The organism is Pseudomonas sp. TNT2022 ID642 (assembly GCF_028656995.1).
Classification (GTDB): Bacteria; Pseudomonadota; Gammaproteobacteria; order Pseudomonadales; family Pseudomonadaceae; genus Aquipseudomonas.
Map to the genome: position 1 here is coordinate 110,630 of NZ_JAMDGW010000016.1, position 22,577 is coordinate 133,206.

General features: G+C 60.3%; 19 protein-coding genes. 1 reads left to right on the top strand and 18 read right to left on the bottom strand.

Features of this window, described 5'->3' with window-relative positions:
- Positions 1–3 precede the first annotated feature (3 nt).
- The 8 genes from M5G26_RS16925 to urtA form a co-directional block, all read right to left on the bottom strand.
- The gene (locus tag M5G26_RS16925) at positions 4–537 is read right to left on the bottom strand and encodes a GNAT family N-acetyltransferase (protein WP_273916009.1); all 534 of its coding nucleotides are present in this window, start codon (positions 535–537) and stop codon (positions 4–6) included.
- Positions 538–546: 9 nt separating this feature from the next.
- Entirely contained in the window at positions 547–849 is a 303-nt protein-coding gene (gene ureA / locus M5G26_RS16930; protein WP_007915951.1) for an urease subunit gamma, read from the bottom strand.
- A gap of 438 nt (positions 850–1,287) precedes the next feature.
- Positions 1,288–2,127, bottom strand: a complete 840-nt coding sequence (locus M5G26_RS16935; RefSeq protein WP_273916010.1) for an urease accessory protein UreD — start codon at positions 2,125–2,127, stop codon at positions 1,288–1,290.
- A 43-nt stretch (positions 2,128–2,170) separates the two neighbouring features.
- Positions 2,171–2,869 carry an urea ABC transporter ATP-binding subunit UrtE gene (urtE, locus tag M5G26_RS16940; protein WP_122599494.1) on the bottom strand — a complete coding sequence of 233 codons (699 nt, stop codon included), beginning with the start codon at positions 2,867–2,869 and terminating at the stop codon, positions 2,171–2,173.
- A gap of 121 nt (positions 2,870–2,990) precedes the next feature.
- Positions 2,991–3,860 (bottom strand): urea ABC transporter ATP-binding protein UrtD, encoded by an 870-nt coding sequence (gene urtD, locus M5G26_RS16945; protein ID WP_443218391.1) that lies wholly within the window; start codon positions 3,858–3,860, stop codon positions 2,991–2,993.
- Entirely contained in the window at positions 3,857–4,936 is a 1,080-nt protein-coding gene (urtC, locus tag M5G26_RS16950; RefSeq protein ID WP_008078130.1) for an urea ABC transporter permease subunit UrtC, read from the bottom strand. Before urtC ends, urtD begins: the two co-directional genes overlap by 4 nt.
- Positions 4,936–6,438 (bottom strand): urea ABC transporter permease subunit UrtB, encoded by a 1,503-nt coding sequence (urtB, locus tag M5G26_RS16955; RefSeq protein WP_273916011.1) that lies wholly within the window; start codon positions 6,436–6,438, stop codon positions 4,936–4,938. The genes urtC and urtB overlap by 1 nt, the downstream gene beginning before the upstream one ends.
- Positions 6,439–7,032: 594 nt before the next feature.
- On the bottom strand, positions 7,033–8,298 hold the full coding sequence (gene urtA / locus M5G26_RS16960) for an urea ABC transporter substrate-binding protein (protein WP_007914554.1): 1,266 nt from the start codon (positions 8,296–8,298) through the stop codon (positions 7,033–7,035).
- Between the two features lie 311 nt (positions 8,299–8,609).
- Here urtA and M5G26_RS16965 point away from each other — a divergent pair, with 311 nt between their 5' ends.
- Positions 8,610–13,421: a DUF4329 domain-containing protein gene (locus M5G26_RS16965; RefSeq protein WP_273916012.1), complete on the top strand. Its 4,812-nt coding sequence runs from the start codon at positions 8,610–8,612 to the stop codon at positions 13,419–13,421.
- Positions 13,422–13,491: 70 nt separating this feature from the next.
- Here M5G26_RS16965 and M5G26_RS16970 read toward each other — a convergent pair whose 3' ends face one another.
- From M5G26_RS16970 to cbiE, 10 genes are all read right to left on the bottom strand, one after another.
- Positions 13,492–14,865, bottom strand: coding sequence for a PepSY-associated TM helix domain-containing protein (locus M5G26_RS16970; RefSeq protein WP_273916013.1), 1,374 nt, complete (start codon positions 14,863–14,865; stop codon positions 13,492–13,494).
- A 120-nt stretch (positions 14,866–14,985) separates the two neighbouring features.
- Positions 14,986–17,106 (bottom strand): TonB-dependent copper receptor, encoded by a 2,121-nt coding sequence (locus tag M5G26_RS16975; RefSeq protein WP_273916014.1) that lies wholly within the window; start codon positions 17,104–17,106, stop codon positions 14,986–14,988.
- An 85-nt stretch (positions 17,107–17,191) separates the two neighbouring features.
- The gene (locus tag M5G26_RS16980) at positions 17,192–17,638 is read right to left on the bottom strand and encodes a DUF2946 domain-containing protein (RefSeq protein ID WP_150693059.1); all 447 of its coding nucleotides are present in this window, start codon (positions 17,636–17,638) and stop codon (positions 17,192–17,194) included.
- A 21-nt stretch (positions 17,639–17,659) separates the two neighbouring features.
- On the bottom strand, positions 17,660–18,139 hold the full coding sequence (locus M5G26_RS16985) for a copper chaperone PCu(A)C (protein ID WP_273916015.1): 480 nt from the start codon (positions 18,137–18,139) through the stop codon (positions 17,660–17,662).
- Between the two features lie 48 nt (positions 18,140–18,187).
- A complete protein-coding gene (locus M5G26_RS16990) occupies positions 18,188–18,586 on the bottom strand; it encodes a DUF2946 domain-containing protein (protein WP_122599673.1) in 399 nt (132 codons plus the stop codon).
- A gap of 97 nt (positions 18,587–18,683) precedes the next feature.
- Entirely contained in the window at positions 18,684–18,974 is a 291-nt protein-coding gene (locus tag M5G26_RS16995; RefSeq protein ID WP_077570750.1) for an addiction module antidote protein, read from the bottom strand.
- Between the two features lie 3 nt (positions 18,975–18,977).
- A complete protein-coding gene (locus M5G26_RS17000) occupies positions 18,978–19,280 on the bottom strand; it encodes a type II toxin-antitoxin system RelE/ParE family toxin (protein WP_122606498.1) in 303 nt (100 codons plus the stop codon).
- Between the two features lie 159 nt (positions 19,281–19,439).
- A complete protein-coding gene (locus M5G26_RS17005; protein ID WP_273916016.1) occupies positions 19,440–20,168 on the bottom strand; it encodes a cobalt-precorrin-6A reductase in 729 nt (242 codons plus the stop codon).
- Positions 20,165–21,262 carry a cobalt-precorrin-5B (C(1))-methyltransferase gene (locus M5G26_RS17010; protein ID WP_273916017.1) on the bottom strand — a complete coding sequence of 366 codons (1,098 nt, stop codon included), beginning with the start codon at positions 21,260–21,262 and terminating at the stop codon, positions 20,165–20,167. Before M5G26_RS17010 ends, M5G26_RS17005 begins: the two co-directional genes overlap by 4 nt.
- Positions 21,255–22,466: a precorrin-6y C5,15-methyltransferase (decarboxylating) subunit CbiE gene (gene cbiE, locus M5G26_RS17015; protein WP_273916018.1), complete on the bottom strand. Its 1,212-nt coding sequence runs from the start codon at positions 22,464–22,466 to the stop codon at positions 21,255–21,257. Before cbiE ends, M5G26_RS17010 begins: the two co-directional genes overlap by 8 nt.
- Positions 22,467–22,577 lie beyond the last annotated feature (111 nt).

Here is a 22,577-nt window from a genome sequence, read left to right on the forward strand (position 1 = left end):
GTGTCACTCCTTGTTGGCGTCAGGCGGCTCCGCGCCGGGGTTGAGGGTCAGTTGCATAAACGTCAGGTCGAGCCAGCGACCGAACTTGGTACCGACTTGCGGCATCTGCCCGGTGATGCTGAAACCGGCGCGTTCATGCAGACGAATCGAGGCGGCATTGCCGCTTTCAATGGCGGCCACCATGACGTGCTTGCCGCAGGTCTTCGCCCGTTCGATCAGCGCCGTCATCAGTTGCGGGCCGAGGCCGTTGCCACGCTGGTCGCTGCGCACGTAGACCGAGTGCTCGACGGTGTGGCGAAAACCGTCGAACGGCCGCCAGTCACCGAACGAAGCGTAGCCGAGCACGCTGTTGTCGCCGTCGACGATCACCAGAATCGGATAAGCCTGGGCCTGACGGGCGCTGAACCACGCCTGACGGTTGCCGAGGTCGACGGCTTGTTCATTCCAGATCGCCGTGGTGTTGAGTACGGCATCGTTGTAGATGTCGCGGATCGCCGGCAGATCGGCGTGAATGGCATCGCGAATGGTGTAAGTCATGGCGCTGCCTCAGACGATCGGTTGGTGGACGGTGACCAGTTTGGTGCCGTCGGGGAACGTCGCTTCGACCTGGATCTCCGGGATCATTTCCGGGATGCCTTCCATCACTTGTTCGCGGCTGAGCAGGGTGGTACCGAAGTGCATCAGCTCGGCCACGGTCTGGCCGTCACGCGCGCCTTCGAGCAGTGCGGCGGAGATGTAAGCCATGGCTTCCGGGTAATTGAGTTTCACACCGCGGGCCAGACGCCGCTCGGCAACGAGGCCGGCGGTGAAGATCAGCAGCTTGTCTTTTTCGCGTGGGGTCAGGTCCATTGTGGGGTTCCATCAGGGCAGATTTGTGAGGTTTTTGCCGGCGTGGGGTGCCAGTTGGAGCAGCCCCTCACCCTAGCCCTCTCCCGAGGGAGAGGGGACTGATCTCGGTTGTTTGCAATGGCCGGTTCAGTCAGCAGTATTCGTTCAGTCAGTTAAATTCATTTCAAACGACCCGGTCAGACTCTCTCTTTCGAGGGAGAGGGGACTGATCTCGGTTGTTTGCAATGGCCGGTTCAGTCAGCGGTATTCGTTCAGTCAGTTAAATTCATTTCAAACGACTCGGTCAGGCTCTCTCTTTCGAGGGAGAGGGGACTGATCTCGGTTGTTTGCAATGGCCGGTTCAGTCAGCGGTATTCGTTCAGTCAGTTAAATTCATTTCAAGCGACTCGGTCAGGCTCCCTCTCCCTCTGGGAGAGGGCGGGGGGTGAGGGGCGCTTTTCAGGTGTTCCATATTCTCGGTGACACCGCCTCGCGATCCAGAAGCACCGGACGCAGCAAGCGCCATAAATCGATGAGCCAGGCGCGGGCAAGCAACGCTTCACTGGCCAGACAACGGGCAACCAAAAGTCCCGGCAATTGCGTCAAATCTCCACGCACCTCATGGCCCAGCGAGCGACAACGCTCCAGCAACTCAGCATCAATCTCACCGGTGACCAACAACGTCGCAAACACCGGATTGCCATCCAGCCCGATCGGCGAATCAAGCAAACCATCGTTCCCGACAATGCGCTGGCGTTCATGCCAGAGCAATCGACCATCGCGGCGGATGTCCAGATGCGCCTGAAAATGCCCGCGGTCAAAACGCTCGCCACTGGCCGGGCGACCCAGCGCCACCACATCCCAGTAGAACAGCCGCGCATCACCCTCAAGATCAATCGAAGTGGTCAGCTCGGCCTGCGCGGCGCTGTAGACGATGGTTTCCTGCGGCAGCCATTCCAGCGTCGCCCCGGCAGCCACTTTCAAGTCGAGCTTCTGATAAGCCGGCCCACCCGCGCGATACCACTTGGCCGCGCCGGGGCTGGTGATCTGCGCCCAGGCGTCGGCTTCGACGCGCGCGCGGATGTCCAGCCGATCACCGCCGGCAATCCCGCCTGGCGGGTGGACGATGATGTGCTGACAGACTTCAGGGCCTTCGGCGTACAGGTGCTTTTGCACCCGCAGCGGCCCGAGATGGCGGCGCAAAACCGGACGCGTGCAATCGCCGAAGCGGGCATAAGCCAGTTCCAGCGCGGCGTGCCAGCTCGGGGTAAACAGGGCAGGTGCAACAGTCGAATTCATGGTTTGTAATTATCGTTAGGAAGCTACAGATTAATTCGTTGTACTAGATCGTTACCAGCCCGCGTACACCCTCGGCCTCCATATTTTCACCGCGACCCTGCTGGACGATTTCGCCCCGGGACATCACCAGATACTGATCGGCCAGTTCCGCGGCGAAATCGTAGAACTGCTCGACCAGCAAAATCGCCATATCACCGCGCGCCGCGAGTTTCTTGATCACCGCGCCGATCTCCTTGATCACCGAAGGTTGAATGCCCTCGGTAGGCTCGTCGAGGATCAGCAAGCGCGGGCGGCTGGCCAACGCGCGGCCAATTGCCAACTGTTGTTGCTGACCACCGGAGAGGTCACCGCCGCGACGCTGCTTCATTTGTAGCAGCACCGGGAACAATTCGTAGATGAAACCTGGGACTTCTTTGGCTTCGCTGCCGGGAAACCGCGACAGACCCATCAACAGATTCTCTTCCACGGTCAGGCGTCCGAAGATTTCCCGGCCCTGTGGCACGTAGGCGATCCCGGCGTGAACGCGCTGGTGTGGCTTGAAGGTGGTGATCGGTTTGCCTTCCCAATTCACCACGCCTTCTTTGGCCGGCAGCAGACCCATCAGGCACTTGAGCAGAGTGGTTTTACCGACGCCGTTGCGGCCAAGCAGGCAGGTGACTTCGCCGACTTTCACGTCGAACGAGAGGCCGCGCAGGATGTGGCTACCGCCGTAGTACTGGTGCAGCTTGTCGACTTGCAGCATTTCCAGATCTCCTCAAATCCCCCTGTAGGAGCTGCCGAAGGCTGCGATCTTTTGATCTTTTTTTTGAAGAGCAAGATCAAAAGATCGCAGCCTTCGGCAGCTCCTACACAGGGCAAAATCTTCAGCGGCCGAGGTAAACCTCGATCACGCGCTCGTTTTCCTGCACTTGCTCAAGTGAGCCTTCGGCCAGCACGCTGCCCTGGTGCAACACGGTCACGTGGTCGGCAATCGAGCCGACAAAGCCCATGTCATGCTCCACCACCATCAACGAATGCTTGCCCGCCAGGCTCTTGAACAATTCAGCGGTGAATTCGGTTTCTGCATCAGTCATGCCCGCCACCGGTTCATCGAGCAGGAGCAATTGCGGGTCCTGCATCAGCAACATGCCGATCTCGAGAAACTGCTTCTGCCCGTGGGAGAGCAACTCCGCCTGACGATTGACCGAGGTGGTCAGGCGAATCGTCTCCAGCACTTCGCTGATTCGATCTTTTTGCTCGCCGCTCAAGCGCGCACGCAAACTGGCCCACACCGACTTGTCGGTTTTCTGCGCCAGCTCCAGGTTTTCAAACACGCTCAGCGCTTCGAACACCGTCGGCTTCTGGAACTTGCGACCGATGCCAGCCTGGGCGATCTGCACTTCGCTCATTTGCGTCAGGTCCAGCGTTTCGCCGAACCAGGCCTTGCCGTGGCTTGGCCGGGTCTTGCCGGTGATCACGTCCATCAGCGTGGTTTTGCCCGCGCCGTTGGGGCCGATAATGCAGCGCAATTCGCCGACGCCGATGTACAGGTTGAGATTGTTCAGCGCACGGAAGCCATCGAAGCTGACGCTGATGTCTTCCAGTGTGAGGATCGTGCCGTGGCGGGTATCCAGCCCCGGACCAACCCGCTGGCCGAGGCCGATCGAATCGCGGCTGGTGCCTTCGTCCTTGTTCGGTTCCACGGGAAAGAAGGCCGGTTCCAGCATGAATTCAGCGCTCGCCGTGACTCTCATTGTTCACCTCTTTTCTTCAGCAGACCGATCACGCCTTTGGGCAAGTACAGCGTCACGACGATGAACAGCGCGCCGAGGAAGAACAGCCAGTATTCCGGGAAGGCCACGGTGAACCAGCTCTTCATGCCGTTGACCACGCCGGCGCCGAGCAGCGGGCCGATCAGCGTGCCGCGACCGCCGAGGGCAACCCACACCGCCGCTTCAATCGAGTTGGTCGGCGACATTTCGCTCGGATTGATGATCCCGACTTGCGGCACATACAACGCCCCGGCCAGACCACACAACACCGCACTCAACACCCAGACAAACAACTTGAACCCGCGTGGGTCGTAGCCGCAGAACATCAAGCGGTTTTCCGCATCACGCAGCGCCGTCAGCACGCGACCGAACTTGCTCTGCGCCAGGCGCCAGCCGATGAACAGACTCGCCACCAGCAGCAACACCGTGGCCAGAAACAGCACCGCGCGAGTACCCGGTTCAGTGATGCCGAAACCGAGAATCGTGCGGAAATTGGTGAAACCATTGTTGCCACCAAACCCGGTCTCATTGCGGAAAAACAGGAGCATGCCGGCGAAGGTCAGGGCCTGGGTCATGATCGAGAAATACACGCCCTTGATCCGCGAGCGGAAGGCGAAAAATCCGAACACCAGCGCCAGCAACCCCGGCGCCAACACCACCAGACACATCGCCCAGAGGAAGCTGCTGGTACCGGTCCAGTACCAGGGCAATTCGCTCCACGACAGGAAGGTCATGAACGCAGGCAGACCATCGCCAGCGGCCTGACGCATCAGGTACATGCCCATCGCATAACCGCCGAGGGCGAAGAACAGACCGTGGCCCAGCGAGAGCAAACCGGCGTAACCCCAGACCAGATCCAGCGCCAGTGCGACGATGGCGTAGCAGAGGATTTTGCCGACCAGCGTCAGGGTGTACGCCGAGATGTGCAGCGCATTGTCGGGCGACAACAACGACAGCAGCGGCAGGGCGATCAGCAGGGCGAGGATTACCGCACCGATGGCAATGGTGACTTTCGGCCCGGCCTTTTGTGTGGCCGTGACTAACAGAGGCTGGTTCATCAGTCGATCACCCGTCCTTTCAGTGCGAAGAGGCCTTGCGGACGTTTCTGGATAAACAGAATGATCAGCGCGAGGATCAGGATCTTGCCGAGCACCGCACCGATCTGCGGTTCGAGAATCTTGTTGGCGATGCCCAGGCCGAAGGCCGCGAGCACGCTACCGGCCAACTGGCCGACGCCGCCGAGCACCACCACCAGGAACGAGTCGATGATGTAGCTCTGGCCGAGATCCGGGCCGACGTTGCCGATCTGGCTCAGCGCCACGCCGCCGAGTCCGGCGATACCGGAACCGAGGCCGAAGGCGAGCATGTCGACGCGACCGGTGGGCACGCCACAGCAGGCGGCCATGTTGCGGTTCTGGGTGACGGCGCGGACGTTGAGGCCCAGGCGCGTTTTGTTCAACAGCAGCCACGTCAGCACTACGACGAACAGTGCAAACGCGATGATCACGATGCGGTTGTACGGCAGCACCAGATTCGGCAGCACTTGAATGCCGCCGGACAGCCACGCCGGGTTGGCCACTTCAACGTTTTGCGCGCCGAACAACAGGCGCACCAGTTGAATCAGCATCAGGCTGATGCCCCAGGTGGCGAGCAGGGTTTCCAGCGGGCGGCCATAGAGATGACGAATCACCGTGCGCTCCAGCGCCATGCCGATGGCCGCCGTGACAAAGAACGCTACCGGCAGTGCGATCAAGGGATAAAACTCGATCGCTTGGGGGGCGTAGCGCTGGAACATCAACTGCACCACGTACGTCGAGTAGGCACCGAGCATCAGCATCTCGCCGTGGGCCATGTTGATCACGCCGAGCAGGCCGAACGTGATCGCCAGACCGAGTGCGGCGAGCAGCAGAATCGAACCGAGCGACATGCCGCTGAACGCCTGACCGAGCACTTCGCCGATCAGCAGTTTGCGTTTGACCTGAGCGAGGCTGGTTTCAGCGGCGGTGCGTACGCCGGCATCGCTTTCGACGCCGGGTTCAAGCAAGCCTTCGAGGCGCGAGCGTGCCAGCGGATCACCGGTTTCGCCGAGCAGGCGTACTGCGGCGAGGCGCACGGCCGGATCGGTATCGACCAGTTGCAGATTGGCCAGCGCCAGGCTCAGGGCGGCGTGGACGCCTTCATCTTTTTCGCCAGCGAGTTGCAGGTCGAGGAATTTCAGCTGCGCGGGTTTCGCGCTTTTCTGCAATTGCTGCGCGGCAGTCAGACGGATTTTGGCGTCGGCGGCGAGCAATTGGTGGCTGGCCATGGCGGTGTCGATCAGACCCCGCAGGCGGTTGTTCAGGCGCAGGGTTTTCGGTTGGCCGTCGATGGTCAGCTCGCCTTGTTGCAGGGCGTTGATCAGTTCGATACGGGCCGGATCGGGCTGCGCGGCCCAGGTTTCCAGCAGTTTGGCTTGCTGCACAGGATTGGCCGCGACGAAGTCTTCGGCATCGCCGGCATGGGCCAGCATTGGCAGCAATAGTGCGATGGCTATGAGAAAGCGGTGTATGGCAGTGGGCATTAGTGGTGTTTCCTTTCTTGCGGTGGCCGATGGAGCGGTGTCCGGCTGTGAATCCGCCCCTCACCCTAACCCTCTCCCAGAGGGAGAGGGGACTGACCGAGTTGTCAGGTCATCCAGCACCGACCTGACATTCCTGCGTCGAACTCAGGTTCTGAAAGCCATAGAGATCTGCTCCCTTCCCCCCTCTCCCAGAGGGAGAGGGGACTGACCGAGTTGTCAGGTCATCCAGCACCGACCTGACATTCCTGCGTCGAACTCGGGTTCAGAAAGCGCTATAGAGATCTGCTCCCTTTCCCCCTCTCCCAGAGGGAGAGGGGACTGACCGAGTTGTCAGGTCATCCAGCACCGACCTGACATTCCTGCGTCGAACTCGGGTTCAGAAAGCTATAGAGATCTGCTCCCTTTCCCCCTCTCCCAGAGGGAGAGGGGACTGACCGAGTTGTCAGGTCATCCAGCACCGACCTGACATTCCTGCGTCGAACTCGGGTTCAGAAAGCTATAGAGATCTGCTCCCTTTCCCCTCGCCCCCCCTGGGGGAGAGGGTTGGGGTGAGGGGGAAAAGATCTTCGCCCCACCCCAAAACCCAAGTCAGACTCAGTTGCTCTTCACCGCATAATCCGGCTTCTTGTCGTTGCCCTGAATGAACGGGCTCCACGGTTGCGCGCGGATCGGCCCTTCGGTCTGCCACACCACGTTGAACTGACCGTCGGCCTGAATCTCGCCGATCATCACCGGTTTGTGCAGGTGGTGATTGGTCTTGTCCATGGTCAGCGTGTAACCCGATGGCGCAGCAAACGTCTGCCCGGCCAGCGCTTCACGCACTTTGTCGACGTCGGTGGATTTGGCTTTCTCAACCGCCTGCGCCCACATGTGGATGCCGACGTAAGTGGCTTCCATTGGATCGTTGGTCACGGCTTTGTCGGCGCCCGGCAGGTTGTGTTTCTTCGCGTAGGCTTTCCAGTCAGCGACGAATTTCTTGTTCTGCGGGTTCTCCACCGACTCGAAGTAGTTCCATGCCGCGAGGTTGCCCACCAGCGGTTTGGTGTCGATGCCGCGCAGTTCTTCTTCGCCCACCGAGAAAGCCACAACCGGTACGTCGGTGGCCTTCAGGCCCTGGTTGGCCAGTTCTTTGTAGAACGGTACGTTGGAGTCGCCGTTGACGGTCGAGATAACCGCAGTCTTGCCACCCGCCGAGAATTTTTTGATGTTGGCAACGATGGTTTGATAGTCGCTGTGCCCGAACGGCGTGTAGACCTCTTCGATGTCCTTGTCGGCCACACCTTTGGAGTGCAGGAACGAGCGCAGGATCTTGTTGGTGGTGCGCGGGTAGACGTAGTCGGTGCCGAGCAGGAAGTAGCGCTTGGCGCTGCCGCCTTCTTCGCTCATCAAATATTCCACTGCCGGGATCGCTTGCTGGTTCGGCGCGGCGCCGGTGTAGAAGACGTTCGGCGACATCTCTTCGCCTTCGTATTGCACCGGGTAGAACAGCAGGCCGTTGAGTTCTTCGAACACCGGCAGCACCGATTTACGCGATACGGAAGTCCAGCAGCCGAACACCACGGCCACCTTGTCTTGCGTCAGCAACTGCCGACCCTTTTCGGCGAACAGCGGCCAGTTCGACGCCGGGTCAACCACGACCGGCTCAAGCATCTTGCCGTTGACGCCGCCCTTGGCGTTGATCTCATCGATGGTCATCAGCGCCATGTCTTTGAGCGACGTTTCGGAGATCGCCATGGTGCCGGACAACGAATGCAGAATCCCGACCTTGATGGTCTCGGCGGCCTGGACAGTCCAGGTCATGCCCATCGCGGCAATGGATGCCGTGAGTGTGAAAGCCTTGATCAAACTGCGACGCTTCATTGTGCGATCTCCATGAACGTTTGAAGTTTTTTTTGGTTGGCAGATGCGGACGACTGAAGGGTGTTTTGCAAGGGCTGTGCCCGGTCGGGATCGGGCCGGAAAATGTCGTTTCAGAGCGGTTGCAATGTGCGGTTGCGCACCAGTTGAGGACATCTGGCGGGTACTGGTGCGTCAGGGTGCGCCAGATTGGGGCGCGCGACCGAGCGGGAAGATGAAGATACATAAACGATAAACATGTACCTCGGCTCATGGCGCCTGCAGCAACACACTCGTTCGATCGCTATCCCGATTGTTCTTCGCAGGTTTCTATCATGAGTAATAGTTCAGTCCGACCCGGACGTGCCGCAACCGAGCCTCGAAAATCCAGGCTACCTCCCCTGAGTCCGCCGTTTCTGTCAGAGGAGGATGCTGCGTATTGGGTTCATACGCGCATACCGCTCAAGCCGGAAACGGAGCATGGCAGCGTGATTTTGTTGCGACCAGATGGAAAATTCGTGGCCACGTCACCGATATCCGGAGAGGCCACAACCTTTGATTTGAGCACCATCATCGACTTCGATGCGTCGGGAGATCTGGAGCCGCCCAAGGGGTATCGGTTTGCTGCAAACATTCACAGCCATGTTGCTCTTTACGATGTGGTGGGTGAGGCCTATCCAGAACTGGATGAAATGAACCTGCGGCTCTTCATCAACTTCTTTTCCAGTAGCGATTTCATGGGGGATGTTGAAGGGCGCGCCTATTTTCGGAGTTCATACCTCTCTGGTCCCGATGGAACATTGCTCAAGTACTCGCCCAGCGGGTCGAAAGCGGAACTCGATTACTTCCGTTGGCACGAAGCCGGTGCGCAGCCTGGGCGTGAGCCGTGGACTCGTGATGTGATGAGCATCATCAACAAGCTTGCGTCCGTCGGTGAACTGAGAGTCCTGGTTTCAAGTGCAGACTGGGGGCATTCGGTTGGCGTCGTACCGCCGGACTGGCAACCAGGCCAGGGTTTTTCAATGGGCAGGGTGAGCGAATTACCGCTGATGACCCGCGTTTGCTCCACCGCCGAGCGGGCTGTTCTCGCTGCACTGAAATCAAGAGGTGCGCAGGCCTCGGGATTGCTCCTGAAGAAGACTGCTGGCAATGAGTATGTCGCGACCCATGCACGCTCGTTCGGGCTGGCGTCATGGGATCCTGCGAAGATCTTTCCGGCGGGTAATGACGGTCAATTACGGTTGCCTGAAGGCTATGGACTGGAAGGTTTTTACTACGCTTCCCGTCCTGACCCTTCGCGGCTCACTCCTGCTCAACCGTGGCTCTACGAGAATTTCTTCACGCCTCAGGAAATCGCCTTGGCCATTTCGTGTCACAGGAGGAGCCAGCAATTGGCGGTAGCCGGTCGGCACTTGTCGCTGTACATGCAGGCCAACGATGCGTCCATGTTGAGGTACGTCTTCAGCGGCAGCCAGATCGAAGCAGCACTGAGCGTCGAGCTGCCGGACGGGTCGATCACAGACGCCGGGGTGCAATCCAGGCTGCAGACTGGAGCAATGTGGCCACGGGAATTTGTCTCGATGCTGATATTGGCCGGCCGGCTTGAAGTTGTACGAGGCAGCGCATTATGGGCGCGTTTGGCGGTGATGGACCTGGATTGGCTACCCTTCGCGAACTTCCCTTGGCCGCCATTGAGTCGGGCGTTTTTATCAGCCGATGACGCCGTTCGTTATGCCCATGAACAAATCGGCATTCGGCGTGACCGACAGTACGCAGGCTATGTATTTCAACGCAGCGACAAACGCTTTGTGGTCAGCGAGCCGCTGGAAGGGGATATCGACGTACTAGACCAGGGGCGGCTTTATCCTCGGGATAATCGAGGGCGCTCGATTTTTCCCGACGACCACGTGGTGCATGCCCGTTATGTCTCCCATGTTGCGCTCTCGCGGCTTGAACCGGTCAATGTCGATTTCCGGCAGTGGACGCTCCAGGAAGCGCTGCTGAGCTTGCAGATGTTGAGCGTCGAAGAGATCCGCCAAGTATTGCTCGATGAGACTGTTCTGTACTGCTCTGCTGCCAAGGACAGTCTGGTCAGATTCGCACCTTGCGCAACCTCGGCTTCGAAGGATCTGGCGCGCCGCCTGGGAACACGCTTGCAACCCGGCCCGTTGGCTCTGGATCTGGACAAGGGCAGCAAACGACCACAAGACTTCATCAGGGAGCAGGCCGCCGCTGGTTGGCTGTGGAACCTGACGGACAACGAGTTGTGGGGTCATCGCGGCCAAATAGTACCGGGCTGGAGCATGCCAGTATCCGCCGGGTCAACATCCACAGAACCGGCGTCGCCCATACCGACACTGCCTACGCCGTCCCTGCCCGAGCCGTCGCTGCCACCGTATCCCTCGTCGCCTTCGCCCCGGCCACCTTCTCCTTGGCCTTTGTCATGGAAGCGGCCTGAGTTCGTCATGTACGGTCCAGTCTGTGCTTCGGCGGACGAAGCAGCACAGCATCTGTTTGCTGGTGACAGGCGTTTGCATGATGAGAACCGTGCCTGGTTCGGATTCATCCTCAAGCACGAGGGCCGGGAGGAATACATCGGTACTGAGCTGTTTCCTGTCAGTGGTCAGGACAGCAATCTGTTTCGACTGGAGGCCGTGTTCGCCCCTCGACGGTCAGCGCCCTGGTATCAGTACCCGGAAGGCTTCGACATGTATGGGAGCTTTTATCTACATCAGCGAGTAAAGGCACCGTCGAGCAGCCCTGAGCACTGGCTGGCGCAGTACTTTGTCTCGCCGGATAACCTGACCACAGCGATGTACTACGGTCGCCGGCGGCCTGTAATGGATTCAGGGCCTGCCGCGTTTTATCTTGCCACTCGGGACGGTGCTCTGCTGACGTATGCAAGGAATAAGGCAAGCAAGTTGTTCCATGACGACACCTCTCAGACAACACTTGAGTCGATCAAGCGAGGCCTCGCTTACGGCGAGTGGCTGCCGACGGATTTCATCCATGCGGTTGCCGACAGCGGTGAACTCTCGGTGGTGCGAACAAGCGTGTGCTGGGATCGGTCAGGAAGGGTAAGGCCAACGTGGCAACCGTACGCGAATCTGCAGCGACGCTGGCTCGGCCCGGTTTTTCAAAGTGCTGACGATGCAGCGGCGTTTGCCAAATCGAGCTTGCCCCTGGGCACGGACAAACCGTTTGGCGGCGTCATTCTGAAACGGCCCGACGGCTTGTATTTGGCCTCTGCGCCCATCGAGGTGTCGCGGGAGGATTTCGACATCACCGAGATTTTCCCGGATGAAAGCAAGGGCGCAGGCGTATTTCCTGCTGGCTGCAGGATCACGGCGCGTTATCGATCCAGAGTCGCAAGGGAGCTCTCGGTCATTTTTTCTCGTGTCGAGAAGCAGATCTATTTGAACATGCTGTCGGTCGACACCGTGTACTCAGCCTTCACACGGCTGCCAATAGTGGCATGGGATGAATACCTGTTCGGCCCCGACGGTTCGTTGATCCGTTATCAACCGGGAATATGGGATCGTCTGCGAGCGGATCTGATGGCCGTTCTGACGGATTACAAAACGGTTCCTGCCAACCTGAATGGCGACGCGATAAAACAGCGCATACGTAGCGCGAAACTGAAACCGAGTGAATGGGTCGATGCCTTGGCAAAGGCAGGCTATTTGCAAGTTGTCATCGGCAGTGAAGTCTGGGGTTTGCCACGTCAGGTGAGTCGCTGGGTGCCATTCTCTGCAGATCTGCAGCCCGTAATGGACTACACCAGAGCCGCGAGCGCCGCGCTTTGCAGTCCGGTATTCATTCAGGCAGATGCTGTTGCCCGGTATGTTCATGAAGTCTCGGTGAGCAGGGACACTCAGACTTTCGGATTCATACTGCGCTCTCGGGATGGCTTGTTCCTCGCCAGCCTGCCCGTCGAAGTGCAACGCTCTGAGTTGGCTGTGGATCGAGTATTCGAACAGGCACGCCTGCTTTCAGGGTTTGTACAGGATTCGATTTATCTGCGCGCAGCGCTGCCTCCGCTGGGCGCACGGCCCGATGATTTGCGAAATGTCTTTGTTAACCCCAACGATGTTCAGCAAGCCTGTCGACGCTCCGGTACGCCGCAGGGCTACAAACCGATCTACATCTCCTGTGCCGATGACGCGTTGCTGAAACTGCAATTGCATGCGTTTGAACCCGGCGTGTTCTACGACGCTTTCGGGCAGGTTGAATTGCGCCCCAATACATTTGTATCGCGTGAGCAGGCCGCGATTGATGAACGTGACATTGCCAGGGGCAGATTCAGATTTACAGACTACGTGCACCGGATGGCCAAGGCCGGCCGGCTCGACGTTATTGAAACCAGTGATTACTGGTCGCGGCATGGTCAAGTGGATGAGCGCTGGCAGCCGCGCATGGCCGATGCTTCGAGCGAGCAACAATGGCGAGATAACCCGGTGCCGGCGCTGGGACCGATTTTTCATCACCCCGACGATGCCGCCCGCTATGCGCAACAACGCACGGACGATACGGCTCACACCGAAACCGGTTACGAAGGCGCAATTCTGGCGCGGTCGACGAGCAGTCGATTTGTCCCGCTCGAGCCAATAGCCTGGTCCGCCTATGCAGAGGACCCTGTCCTGCAGATATTCCGCTCGTCGAGAGATCCGACGATCAGCTGGCGAAATCCGGCGGCCCGTTATCCCCGTGGCTACATACTCGTGGCCAGCCACCAGTTCCATCTGTCGGGCAATACCACGCTCGTACCGGACACGGATGATGTCAGAGCAAATTTCGCTGCGCCTGCGCGAGTGCACGCGCACACACATGAACTCAAGAGCCAGGGTTTCGACATTCAGCATTATTACTACTCAACACCCAACCATGTGCTGATCAAGTACACGCCCGTTTATTCGCAGAGCGAGAGGGATTTGTTGCTGACCCGCCCTGTAGATTACGAAGCCGGGCGTTGGGTCAGCCGGCTAAGCCCGGGCGAGTTTGTTTCGCAACTCATGGAGCTGGGTGAATTCAGGGTGCTGCTCGCAGGGCATTACTGGCGTCAGACCGGACGAATGGGCGCCGGCTGGAGACTGCGCCGCCAGCTGCCGGCAACCGAGGGTGGTGCGCGAGTCAGGGACGAGTTGTAAGGCTCGCGATCCAGCGGCTACATGGCCGGGAGTGTGCCGCCGTCGGCGGCCACTCCACATTGAGTCTGATTTACGTCGAGGCAGATTCAGCTTGCCGATCAAACCGCGATAGCAGCAATCGATCCAGTAACCAGACGATCACCAGCGAAGCCCCCACCAACGGGAACACCACCGCCAGGGCCAACATGATCACCACGCCGGTTTTCCATTTCGGCAAATCATGGCGCAGCGGTGGTACACCGAATTTGCCCTGTGGCCGACGCTTCCACCAGATCACCACACCGCTGACAGCGCTGAGCAGGATCATCAGGCAGATCAGCAGCACGACGATCTGGTTGAAGGTGCCGAACATCTTGCCTTCGTGGAGCATCACGCCGATCTCAGTGGCGCGGGCGACGGTGCCGTATTGTTCGAAGCGAACATCGGCGAGGACCTTGCCGGTGTATTGATCGACATGCAGGGTGGCGTCGTTACGCGGGTCATCGGCGAACACGGCGATGGTGAACACGCCGGTGGCGGTGGTCGGCAAGGTGATGCTGTAACCCGGCTCGACTTTGCGCTGGGTGGCAATGTTCTGCACGTCTTTCAGGCTGATGGCGGGTGCTGCGGGGCCGGCATTGGCGGCACCGTGAGCCATGTGTTCGGCGTGGTCGCCGGACATTGGCATCGGCGTGTTTTCCATCGCCCATGGCACGGTCTGGCGGGTGGCGGTGTTAAGGGTTCGCGCCTCGACGTCGGAGGTTGGCACGTTGTCCCACATCGCCGCCGGGAACACGTTCCACACCTGGGCATATTGCTTGCCCCAGAAGCCGGTCCAGGTCATGCCGCTGAGCAACATCACCAGCAACAGGGTAGCGCCCCAGAACCCGGTGACGGCGTGCAGATCACGCCACAATACGCGACCGCGACTGTTCAGGCGCGGCCACAGAATCCCCGCTGCCTGACCGCGCGGCCACCACAGGAACAGGCCGGACACCACCAGCACCACGCCCCAGCCGGCGGCCATTTCGATAAGCCGGTCACCGACAGTGCCGATCATCAGTTCGCCGTGGATCGCGCGGGCGATGGCTTGCAGATTTTGTTTGGCATCCTGCTCACCGAGGATGTCGCCGTGATACGGGTCGACGAAAACATTAAGTTCGTGGCCGGCGTTGGTCACCACGAATTGTGCGCTGCGTTCGGCGTTGACCGGCGGCAGATACTGGGTGACCTGGCCCTGTGGATAAGCACTTTTCACCCGTTGCAGCAGGTCATCCGCCGGTACTGTGTGATGGCCGGCCGGGACGTTGAGCAGGCTGCTGTACATCAGTGAATCGAGCTGTGGTTTGAACAGGTAAATGATGCCGGTCAGGGCCAGCATCACCATGAACGGGGCGACGAACAGGCCGGCGTAAAAATGCCAACGCCAGGCCAGGTTGTAGAAATTCGGTTTGGGCTGTTTCATCACGTGTGCTCCGCTGGGCGAATTTTTTAGATCAAGAGATCGCAGCCTTCGGCAGCTCCTACAGGGAGTACGCGCTCCCCTGTAGGAGCTGGCGCAGCCTGCGATCTTTTGACTTTCTTGTTAGAAACTCATGTCGATCTTGGTCCAGAGCGTGCGCCCCGGTTCATTGATCGCTTGCGGGTCATTGGCCGGGTAGCCGAACCCGGCGTTGCCCGCCAGGTTCAGGTGTTCGGCGTAAGCCTTGCCGAACAGGTTGTCGACGCCGCTGCTGACCTTCCAGTTCTTGTTGATCCGGTAGGCACCGTTGAGTGAGAACACGCCGAAGCCCGAACTCTTGTCGTAATCCTTGCCGACCACGTTGCCCTTGTTCTGGTCGATACGGTTTTGCGCGGCGACTACTCTCCACAGTGCCCCGGCGCTCCAGTTGTCTTCGGTATAGGTCATACCGAAGCGTGCATCCAGCGGCGGCATCTGCGGCAGGGCTTTGCCATCGCTGCTGTTCTTGCCCCAGGCGTAGGCCAGGGTCGCATCGGCTTTCCAGTGGTCGGTGAGTCTGTACGCGGCACCGAGTTCACCGCCCATGATCCGCGCGTCGATGTTCTCGGCGCGCGAGGTGCTCATGCCCATCATTCCCGGGGTGTAGTCGAAGAGGATGTAATCGCGGACCACGCCGACGTAACCCGAGGCCCAAGCTTCGAGTTCGGCGCTCTTGTAGTTCACGCCGAAGTCGAACTGGGTGGTTTTTTCCGGTTTGATCGAATCGAACGCGTTGACCGAACCGGCCGGGCCGGACTTGGGCGAAAACAGCTCCCAGTAATCCGGGAAGCGCTGCGCATGACCGAGGCCTGCATAAAGCGTGGTCGGGCTGTCGGCGAGGTCATGCTCGTAGCGAATGAAACCGCTGGGCAGGGTATCGGCGCGGGTGTCGTCGGCGGTCGGATTGGGGCGGGCCATCATTCCCGAGCCGGTGGTTTGCCGGTAATCCTTGGCCGAAGCGCGGTCGACGCGGGCACCGGTGATCAGCCGATCACGGTCGGCGGCGTACCAGGTCATTTCGCTGAACACGCCGTAGTTATGGAAATCGGCGTCCTTGCTGTACGGCTGATCCTTGTAGGTATCGATGCCCATGCCGCTGCGCTGGCGGTGTTCGTTGGTCTGCGCGTCGAGGCCGGTGATCAGCTGAATATCAGCCCAGCGCCAGGTCGCTTTGATCCGCGCGCCGAGGGTGCGGCGGTCGACATTGGACGCCATCGGCCCGGCCATCATGCCGGTGCCGGACGGCGTGCGCAGGGTGTAGTTGTCCATCACGTGGTCGGCGTAGTTGTAGTAGACCTGCGCTTCGAGTTTCTCCAGCACGTCGGTGATATTGGATTTTTCGAAACGCAGACCGAGGCTTTCACGCAGGAACTGCGAGCCATCCATGCCGCGCCCGGCATAGCGTGCTTCACCGTCGCCCTTGCCGGCGGTGAGTTCGATCAGGGTGTCGGCGTCCGGGGTCCAGCCGACCGCGATGTCGCCGTTCCACTTGTCGTAGCGCGAGGCGACGATGTCGTTGTTGCCGTCGCGGTAATCGTCGGAATGCGCGGTGTTGCCGATCACGCGCACGTAGCCCAGCGGGCCACCGGCAGCGGCGTCGACCACTTTGTCGAAGCGTCCGTGGGAGCCGGCCAGAATGCTCGCATTCACCCGTGTGCCGAGTTCACCAAAGGTCTCCGGCTCACGATCAAACAGCACCGTACCCGCCGACGCGCCCGGACCCCAAAGCACGGTTTGCGGGCCTTTGATCACGGTGAGTTTGTCGTAGGTTTCCGGCGAGATGTACGAGGTCGGCGCGTCCATCCGCCCCGGGCAGGCGCCGAGCATCATGCTGCCGTTGGTGAGGATGTTCAGCCGTGAGCCGAACATGCCGCGCAGCACTGGATCGCCGTTAGTGCCGCCATTGCGCACCAGCGCGAAACCCGGAATGGTTTTCAGATAATCGCCGCCGTCACTGGCCGGCACCGGTTGGCGCGGATCTTTGGGGTTGGTGACGATGGTCAGCGGCGAGCTCGGGGCGATCGCGGTAATCACCGTAGGGCTCAGTTCTTCCTGGTGGCCGGCGTGATCATCGGCCAGTACCAGCGGTGACAGCAGGACGCCGCAAAGGACGGCGGTAGCGTGCCTGAAACGAACCCGCGATTCGTTCAGAGCGAAGGACGCCGGGGCAACGCCCGAGCGTGGAACAGCAGAAAACCTGGACATGACAATTTCCATCAAACAGTCGTAAACGACACGGCCGGCAGCCTGAAGCTGTCTTCTCAACCGTGTGCAATCAGAGGTGCGGTGTTTACGCTGCGACGGGCGGGGCGCGGGTGCGGGCGCCGGGGAAGAAGGTCTGCCGGGCGTGGCCCAGACGTGGATAGGGCGGGGTGAAGGTGTTCAGCGGCGGAATATTGAAGGCGACGAAATCGCCGCCGCCGGTCAGTGCCGGGCAATTGAACAGCAGGCTGCAATAGCCGCACTTTTCCCACAGCACGTGGTGCGAGGATTGTGGCGGGCAGTGTTCGGCTGAGGGCTTGGCGTCGTGGCCGCTGTGATCCATGCCCGGCATGTCCATCGACATGTCCATGCGCATTGGCATCGATGTCGAGGCGTGTTGATCCATCGGCATCGACTGAGAAATCAGTGGGCCGATGAAGATCATCAACATGGCGAACAGGGCGATCCAGCTGCCGCGGGTCAGGTGTTGAGTCTGACGGCGTTGCCGGGAGGGCCTGGCGCTCAGCGGGCGCATGGGCGGAGTCTGCCGGAAGGCTTACTGAGCGTGCGCGTGGGCCTGCGTGGTTTCCGGTGGTTTCTTCTGCACCGAGACTTCGACGGTGACGTCACCGGCCTTCTCGAAATGCAGCGTCAGCGGGAAGCGTTTGCCATCGCTGAGCAGGCTGCGATCGGTCGGATTGAGCAGCATCACGTGATAGGCCATTGGCGCAAAGGTCACGTTGCCGTCGGCCGGAATGGCCACGCTCGGCACTTGCTGCATCTTCATCAGATCGCCCTGCATGACGTGTTCGTGCAGTTGCGCTTCCGGGGCGATGGGCGAGTCGACGCTGAGCAGGCGATCGTCCGTCTTGCCGGCGTTGTGAATGATGAAATAGGCAGCAACGGTTGGCGCATTCGGCGGCAGTTCCTGCGACCACGGGTGGGCGATCTCAAGTTCGCCGGCCTTGTATTCGTGGGCATGGGCAAAGCACGCAGGCAGCAGCAGCGCAGCGACGATGATGAGTTTGTTCAACATGGCAGTTCTCCAGAACGATTTGAAACGCAGGTCAATTGCGCGAACAAATCAAACCAGAGGGGAAGCGCGGGGATTGAGACTCGGCCATTGCTGGCGCGGCGTGGGTGTTTGCAACGAGGCGGGTGCGACGCTGCGGTTGCTTTCGTAGCGGGCGAAATACAGCTGCGGCGAATGCCCCGGCAACGCGACCAGTGGCGCCGAGCCTGAGCAACACCAGCAATGCTGCATGTTCGAATGATTGTCGTTGCTCGGAGCCTTTTGATCGGTGGTGCCGATGTTGATCGCCACCATCTTGGTCCCGCTGCCGGTGCAGAAACTGCTCCAGAGCAACTGTTCGGCCGGTGAATTGGCCGCCTGCGCCATCGCCCCGGTCATCGGCATGGCGAGCATGTTGAACAGCACTGCAAAGCAGGCGATCCAGGCAATTGCTAGCCGGTGTCGGTTCATGGGACAGATCCATTGGGTGGGCGATCAGGCGCGGCTATTTAGCCTGATCAGGGCCGATAAGTAAAAAAGCGTCGTGCGGTTTGGTGTCGCAGCGCTTTCACAGTGTTACGGCATGCAATCGCAAACCCAGAGCCTTCATGACTTTCATGATAGTTGCGAATTCGGGATTGCCAGTGCTACTCAGCGCTTTATAAAGACTTTCGCGGCCCAAACCTGCATCCCGCGCCACTTGTGTCATGCCTTGAGCCCGGGCGATGTCATTGAGCGCTGCACGGATAAGGACGCCGTCGCCTTCATCGTCGTCAAAACAGGCATCCAGATACGCCGCCATGTCCTCGGGAGTTTTGAGGTACTCGGCGGCGTCAAAACGGGCGAATTCTTCGCTCATGATTTACTCCTCATTTCCGATGTTATGAGCCATCTGCACGGCGCGTTTGATATCTCTTTTTTGTGTCGATTTGTCGCCCCCGATCAGCAGCAGATAAATCACTTCGCCTTTGCGTGTGAAGTACATCCTGTAACCAGGGCCGTAATGAACACGCATTTCATAAACAGTGTCACCGACGAACCCGCAATCACCGAAGTTGCCATTTTCGGCTGTTTTAATTCTGGAGATGATTCGGCCTTTCCCTTTGATGTCTTTCAAGGAGTCGAGCCATTCGGAAAATATGCGGGATCGTTCAAAAGCGATCATGTCGGGATCGTATTCCTTGGGATACAAGCTGGCAAGCCGCTTTTCTTGGCTGTCTGCTTGTCGGGATTAAAGGAACCGAAGTATTGGGGTGAGGATGTAGTGAAAAACAGTCGGCTGCGTCCTCAAAAATTGCAGGTAAATTCGCAAATAAATTCGAAGTCAGGAAAAGTCTGACGTCGTCAGGGCTTCAAGGACTTCAGACGCTGATCGAAATTCCCGATCAACCCCCGGCAACCCCGGTCGCTTCAACACAATCACCGGCACCCCACGCTCGCGCGCCACTTCCAGCTTCGGCTCGGTCGCGGTGCTGCCGCTGTTCTTGCTGATTAACACATCGATCTGCCGCCGTTCGAACAGTGCGCGCTCATCCTCCAGCAGAAACGGCCCCCGCGCGCCGATCACTTCGCAGCGTTCGTTGCCGGGGTAGACGTCGAGGGCGCGCAGAGTCCAGAACTGGTCCTGAGGGATTTCATCGAGGTGCTGCAGCGGTTCGCGGCCGAGGGTGAACAGCGGTCGGCGAAACGGCTTGAGCGCAGTGATCAGCTCAGCCCAGTCGCTGACTTCGCGCCAGTCATCACCGGGCTGCGGCTGCCAGGCCGGACGGCGCAGGGCCCAGCAGGGGATGCCGGTCAGTCGCGCAGCGGTCGCGGCGTTCTGGCTGATTTGCGCGGCATACGGATGCGTGGCATCCAGCAGCAGGTCGATGCCTTCGTCGCGAATGAATTGCGCCAGACCTTCAGCCCCGCCATAACCACCGACGCGCACCTGACAGCGCAGATCGGTCGGCACCCGGCCAACGCCGGCGAGGCTGTAAATATGTTGTGGCCCCAGCGTGCGGGCGATCGCCAGCGCTTCCGTCACGCCGCCGAGCAGCAATATCCGGTTCATGCAAAACCTCCGGCATGCCCGACAATGCCGCCCTGACGATCAATCGCAAATACCTCGACCTGCACCTGCGGCGGCACCACGCTGCGGGCGAAATTCAACGCATGGCGGCAGACTTCATCACCGAGAGCGACCCCCGCCGCACTGGCCATCGCCAATGCCTGCTGGCTGGTATTGGCCTCACGAATACCTTGCTGCAACGCTTCATCCGCGCCGATCGCCGCCGCCCACGCAGCCAGTTGCGGCAAGTCGATACTCGAATGCCGCGAGTGCAGGTCCATGTGCCCAGCCGCCAGTTTGCTGATCTTGCCGAAGCCGCCGCACAGGCTGAGTTTATCCACAGGCACTTTGCGCACATGCTTGAGCACCGCGCCGACGAAGTCGCCCATTTCGATCAGGGCGATTTCCGGCAGGTTGTAGACCCGACGCATGGTGTCTTCGCTGGCGTTGCCGGTGCAGGCGGCGATGTGCAGGTAACCATTGGTCTTGGCGACGTCGATGCCTTGGTGGATCGAGGCGATATAGGCCGCGCAAGAGAACGGCCGGACGATGCCGCTGGTGCCGAGGATCGACAGCCCGCCAAGAATGCCCAGTCGCGGATTCATGGTTTTCAGTGCCAGCGCTTCGCCGCCCTCGACGTTGACCGTGACGTCGAAGCCGCCGCCGTAACCGGTCTCGGCGGCGAGCAGCGTCAGGTGATCGCTGATCATTTTGCGTGGCACCGGATTGATCGCCGGTTCACCTACACCCAGGACCAACCCCGGCCGAGTCACGGTGCCAACCCCGGCACCGGCATTGAAACGAATCCCCGGCTCACTCAGCAGTCGCACTCGCGAATAGAGCAATGCGCCGTGGGTCACGTCCGGATCGTCGCCGGCATCCTTGATTGTCCCGGCCTCGGCGCCGTCATCGGTCAAACGACAGAACTCCAGACGCATCTGCACCTGTTTGCCTTTGGGCAAAACAATCTGCACCGCATCGGCGGAGTGTCCGCCGAGCAACAGGCGCGCGGCGGCAAGGCTGGTGGCGGTGGCGCAGCTGCCGGTGGTCAGGCCGCTGCGCAGGGGCGCAGGTTGTTCGGCGGTTTCGTCACGCATCGAGGGGTTTGACCAGATCGAGCAAAGTGATCGGCAGCGCCTGCCGCCAGGTATCGAACTCGCCGAGTGGCTGCGCCTGAGCGACATGGATGCGCGTCAGCTCGCCGCCGTAACGTTCGCGCCAGTTCATCAGGGCCACTTCGCTTTGCAGGGTCACTGCGTTGGCTACCAGACGACCACCCGGTTTGAGGTGTTCCCAGCAGGTTTCGAAGACGCCTTCACGGGTGACGCCGCCGCCGATGAAAATCGCATCCGGGCGCTCCAGTCCAGCGAGAGCCTGCGGTGCCTTGCCGCGAATCAATTGCAGACCGGGCACACCCAGCGCATCGCGGTTGTGTTCGATCAGTTGCTGGCGACCTTCGTCGGCTTCGATGGCCAAGGCGCGGCAGCTCGGGTGCGCGCGCATCCACTCGATGCCGATCGAACCGCTGCCGGCGCCGACATCCCAGAGCAGTTCGCCGGGGGTCGGTGCGAGGCGGGCGAGGGTGATGGCGCGTACGTCGCGCTTGGTCAACTGGCCGTCGTGCTGGAAGGCCGAGTCGGGCAATCCAGCGAGGCGCGACAGGCGCGGGGCGTCGATATCGGCCTGGCACTCGATGGCGATGACATTGAGGTCGGCTATCGGCGTGTCACTCCAAGCGTTGGCGCTGCTGTCGATGCGTCGTTCGGTGTCACCGCCGAGATGCTCGAGAACGGTAAAACGACTCGAGCCGAAGCCGCGCTCGCGGAGCAATTGCGCAACCGCCGCCGGGCTCTGACCGTCATTGCTCAGCAACAACAGACGCACGCCACTGAATAATTGCGCATTGAGCGCCGCCAGTGGTCGGGCCACCAACGACAGCGTCACCACGTCCTGCAACGGCCAGCCAAGACGAGCGGCGGCCAGCGAGCAGGAGGACGGCGCCGGCAGGATCAGCATCTCGTCGCTCGGCACCTGACGGGCGAGGCTGGCACCAACGCCGTAGAACATCGGGTCACCGCTGGCCAGCACGCAGACCGCATCGCCACGCTGCTCAAGCACCGGTGCTAGGGAAAACGGACTGGGCCACAACTGCCGTTCGCCGCGAATGCACACCGGCAGCAGATCCAGTTGGCGCTGGCCACCGACGATCCGCGAGGCGCCCAGCAGGGCACGCCGGGCGTTTTTGCCCAGGCCCTTGAAGCCGTCTTCACCGATTCCCACTACCGTCAGCCAGGGTGACATCTATATTCCTCTAAACACGCCGTTCCGACGGGCAGTCTTTTCATGCCAGCGGACAAAGCAGGCATAATACCGCGCCTTCGCCCGCGAAGCGCCTTTCCCACGCAGCCGGTC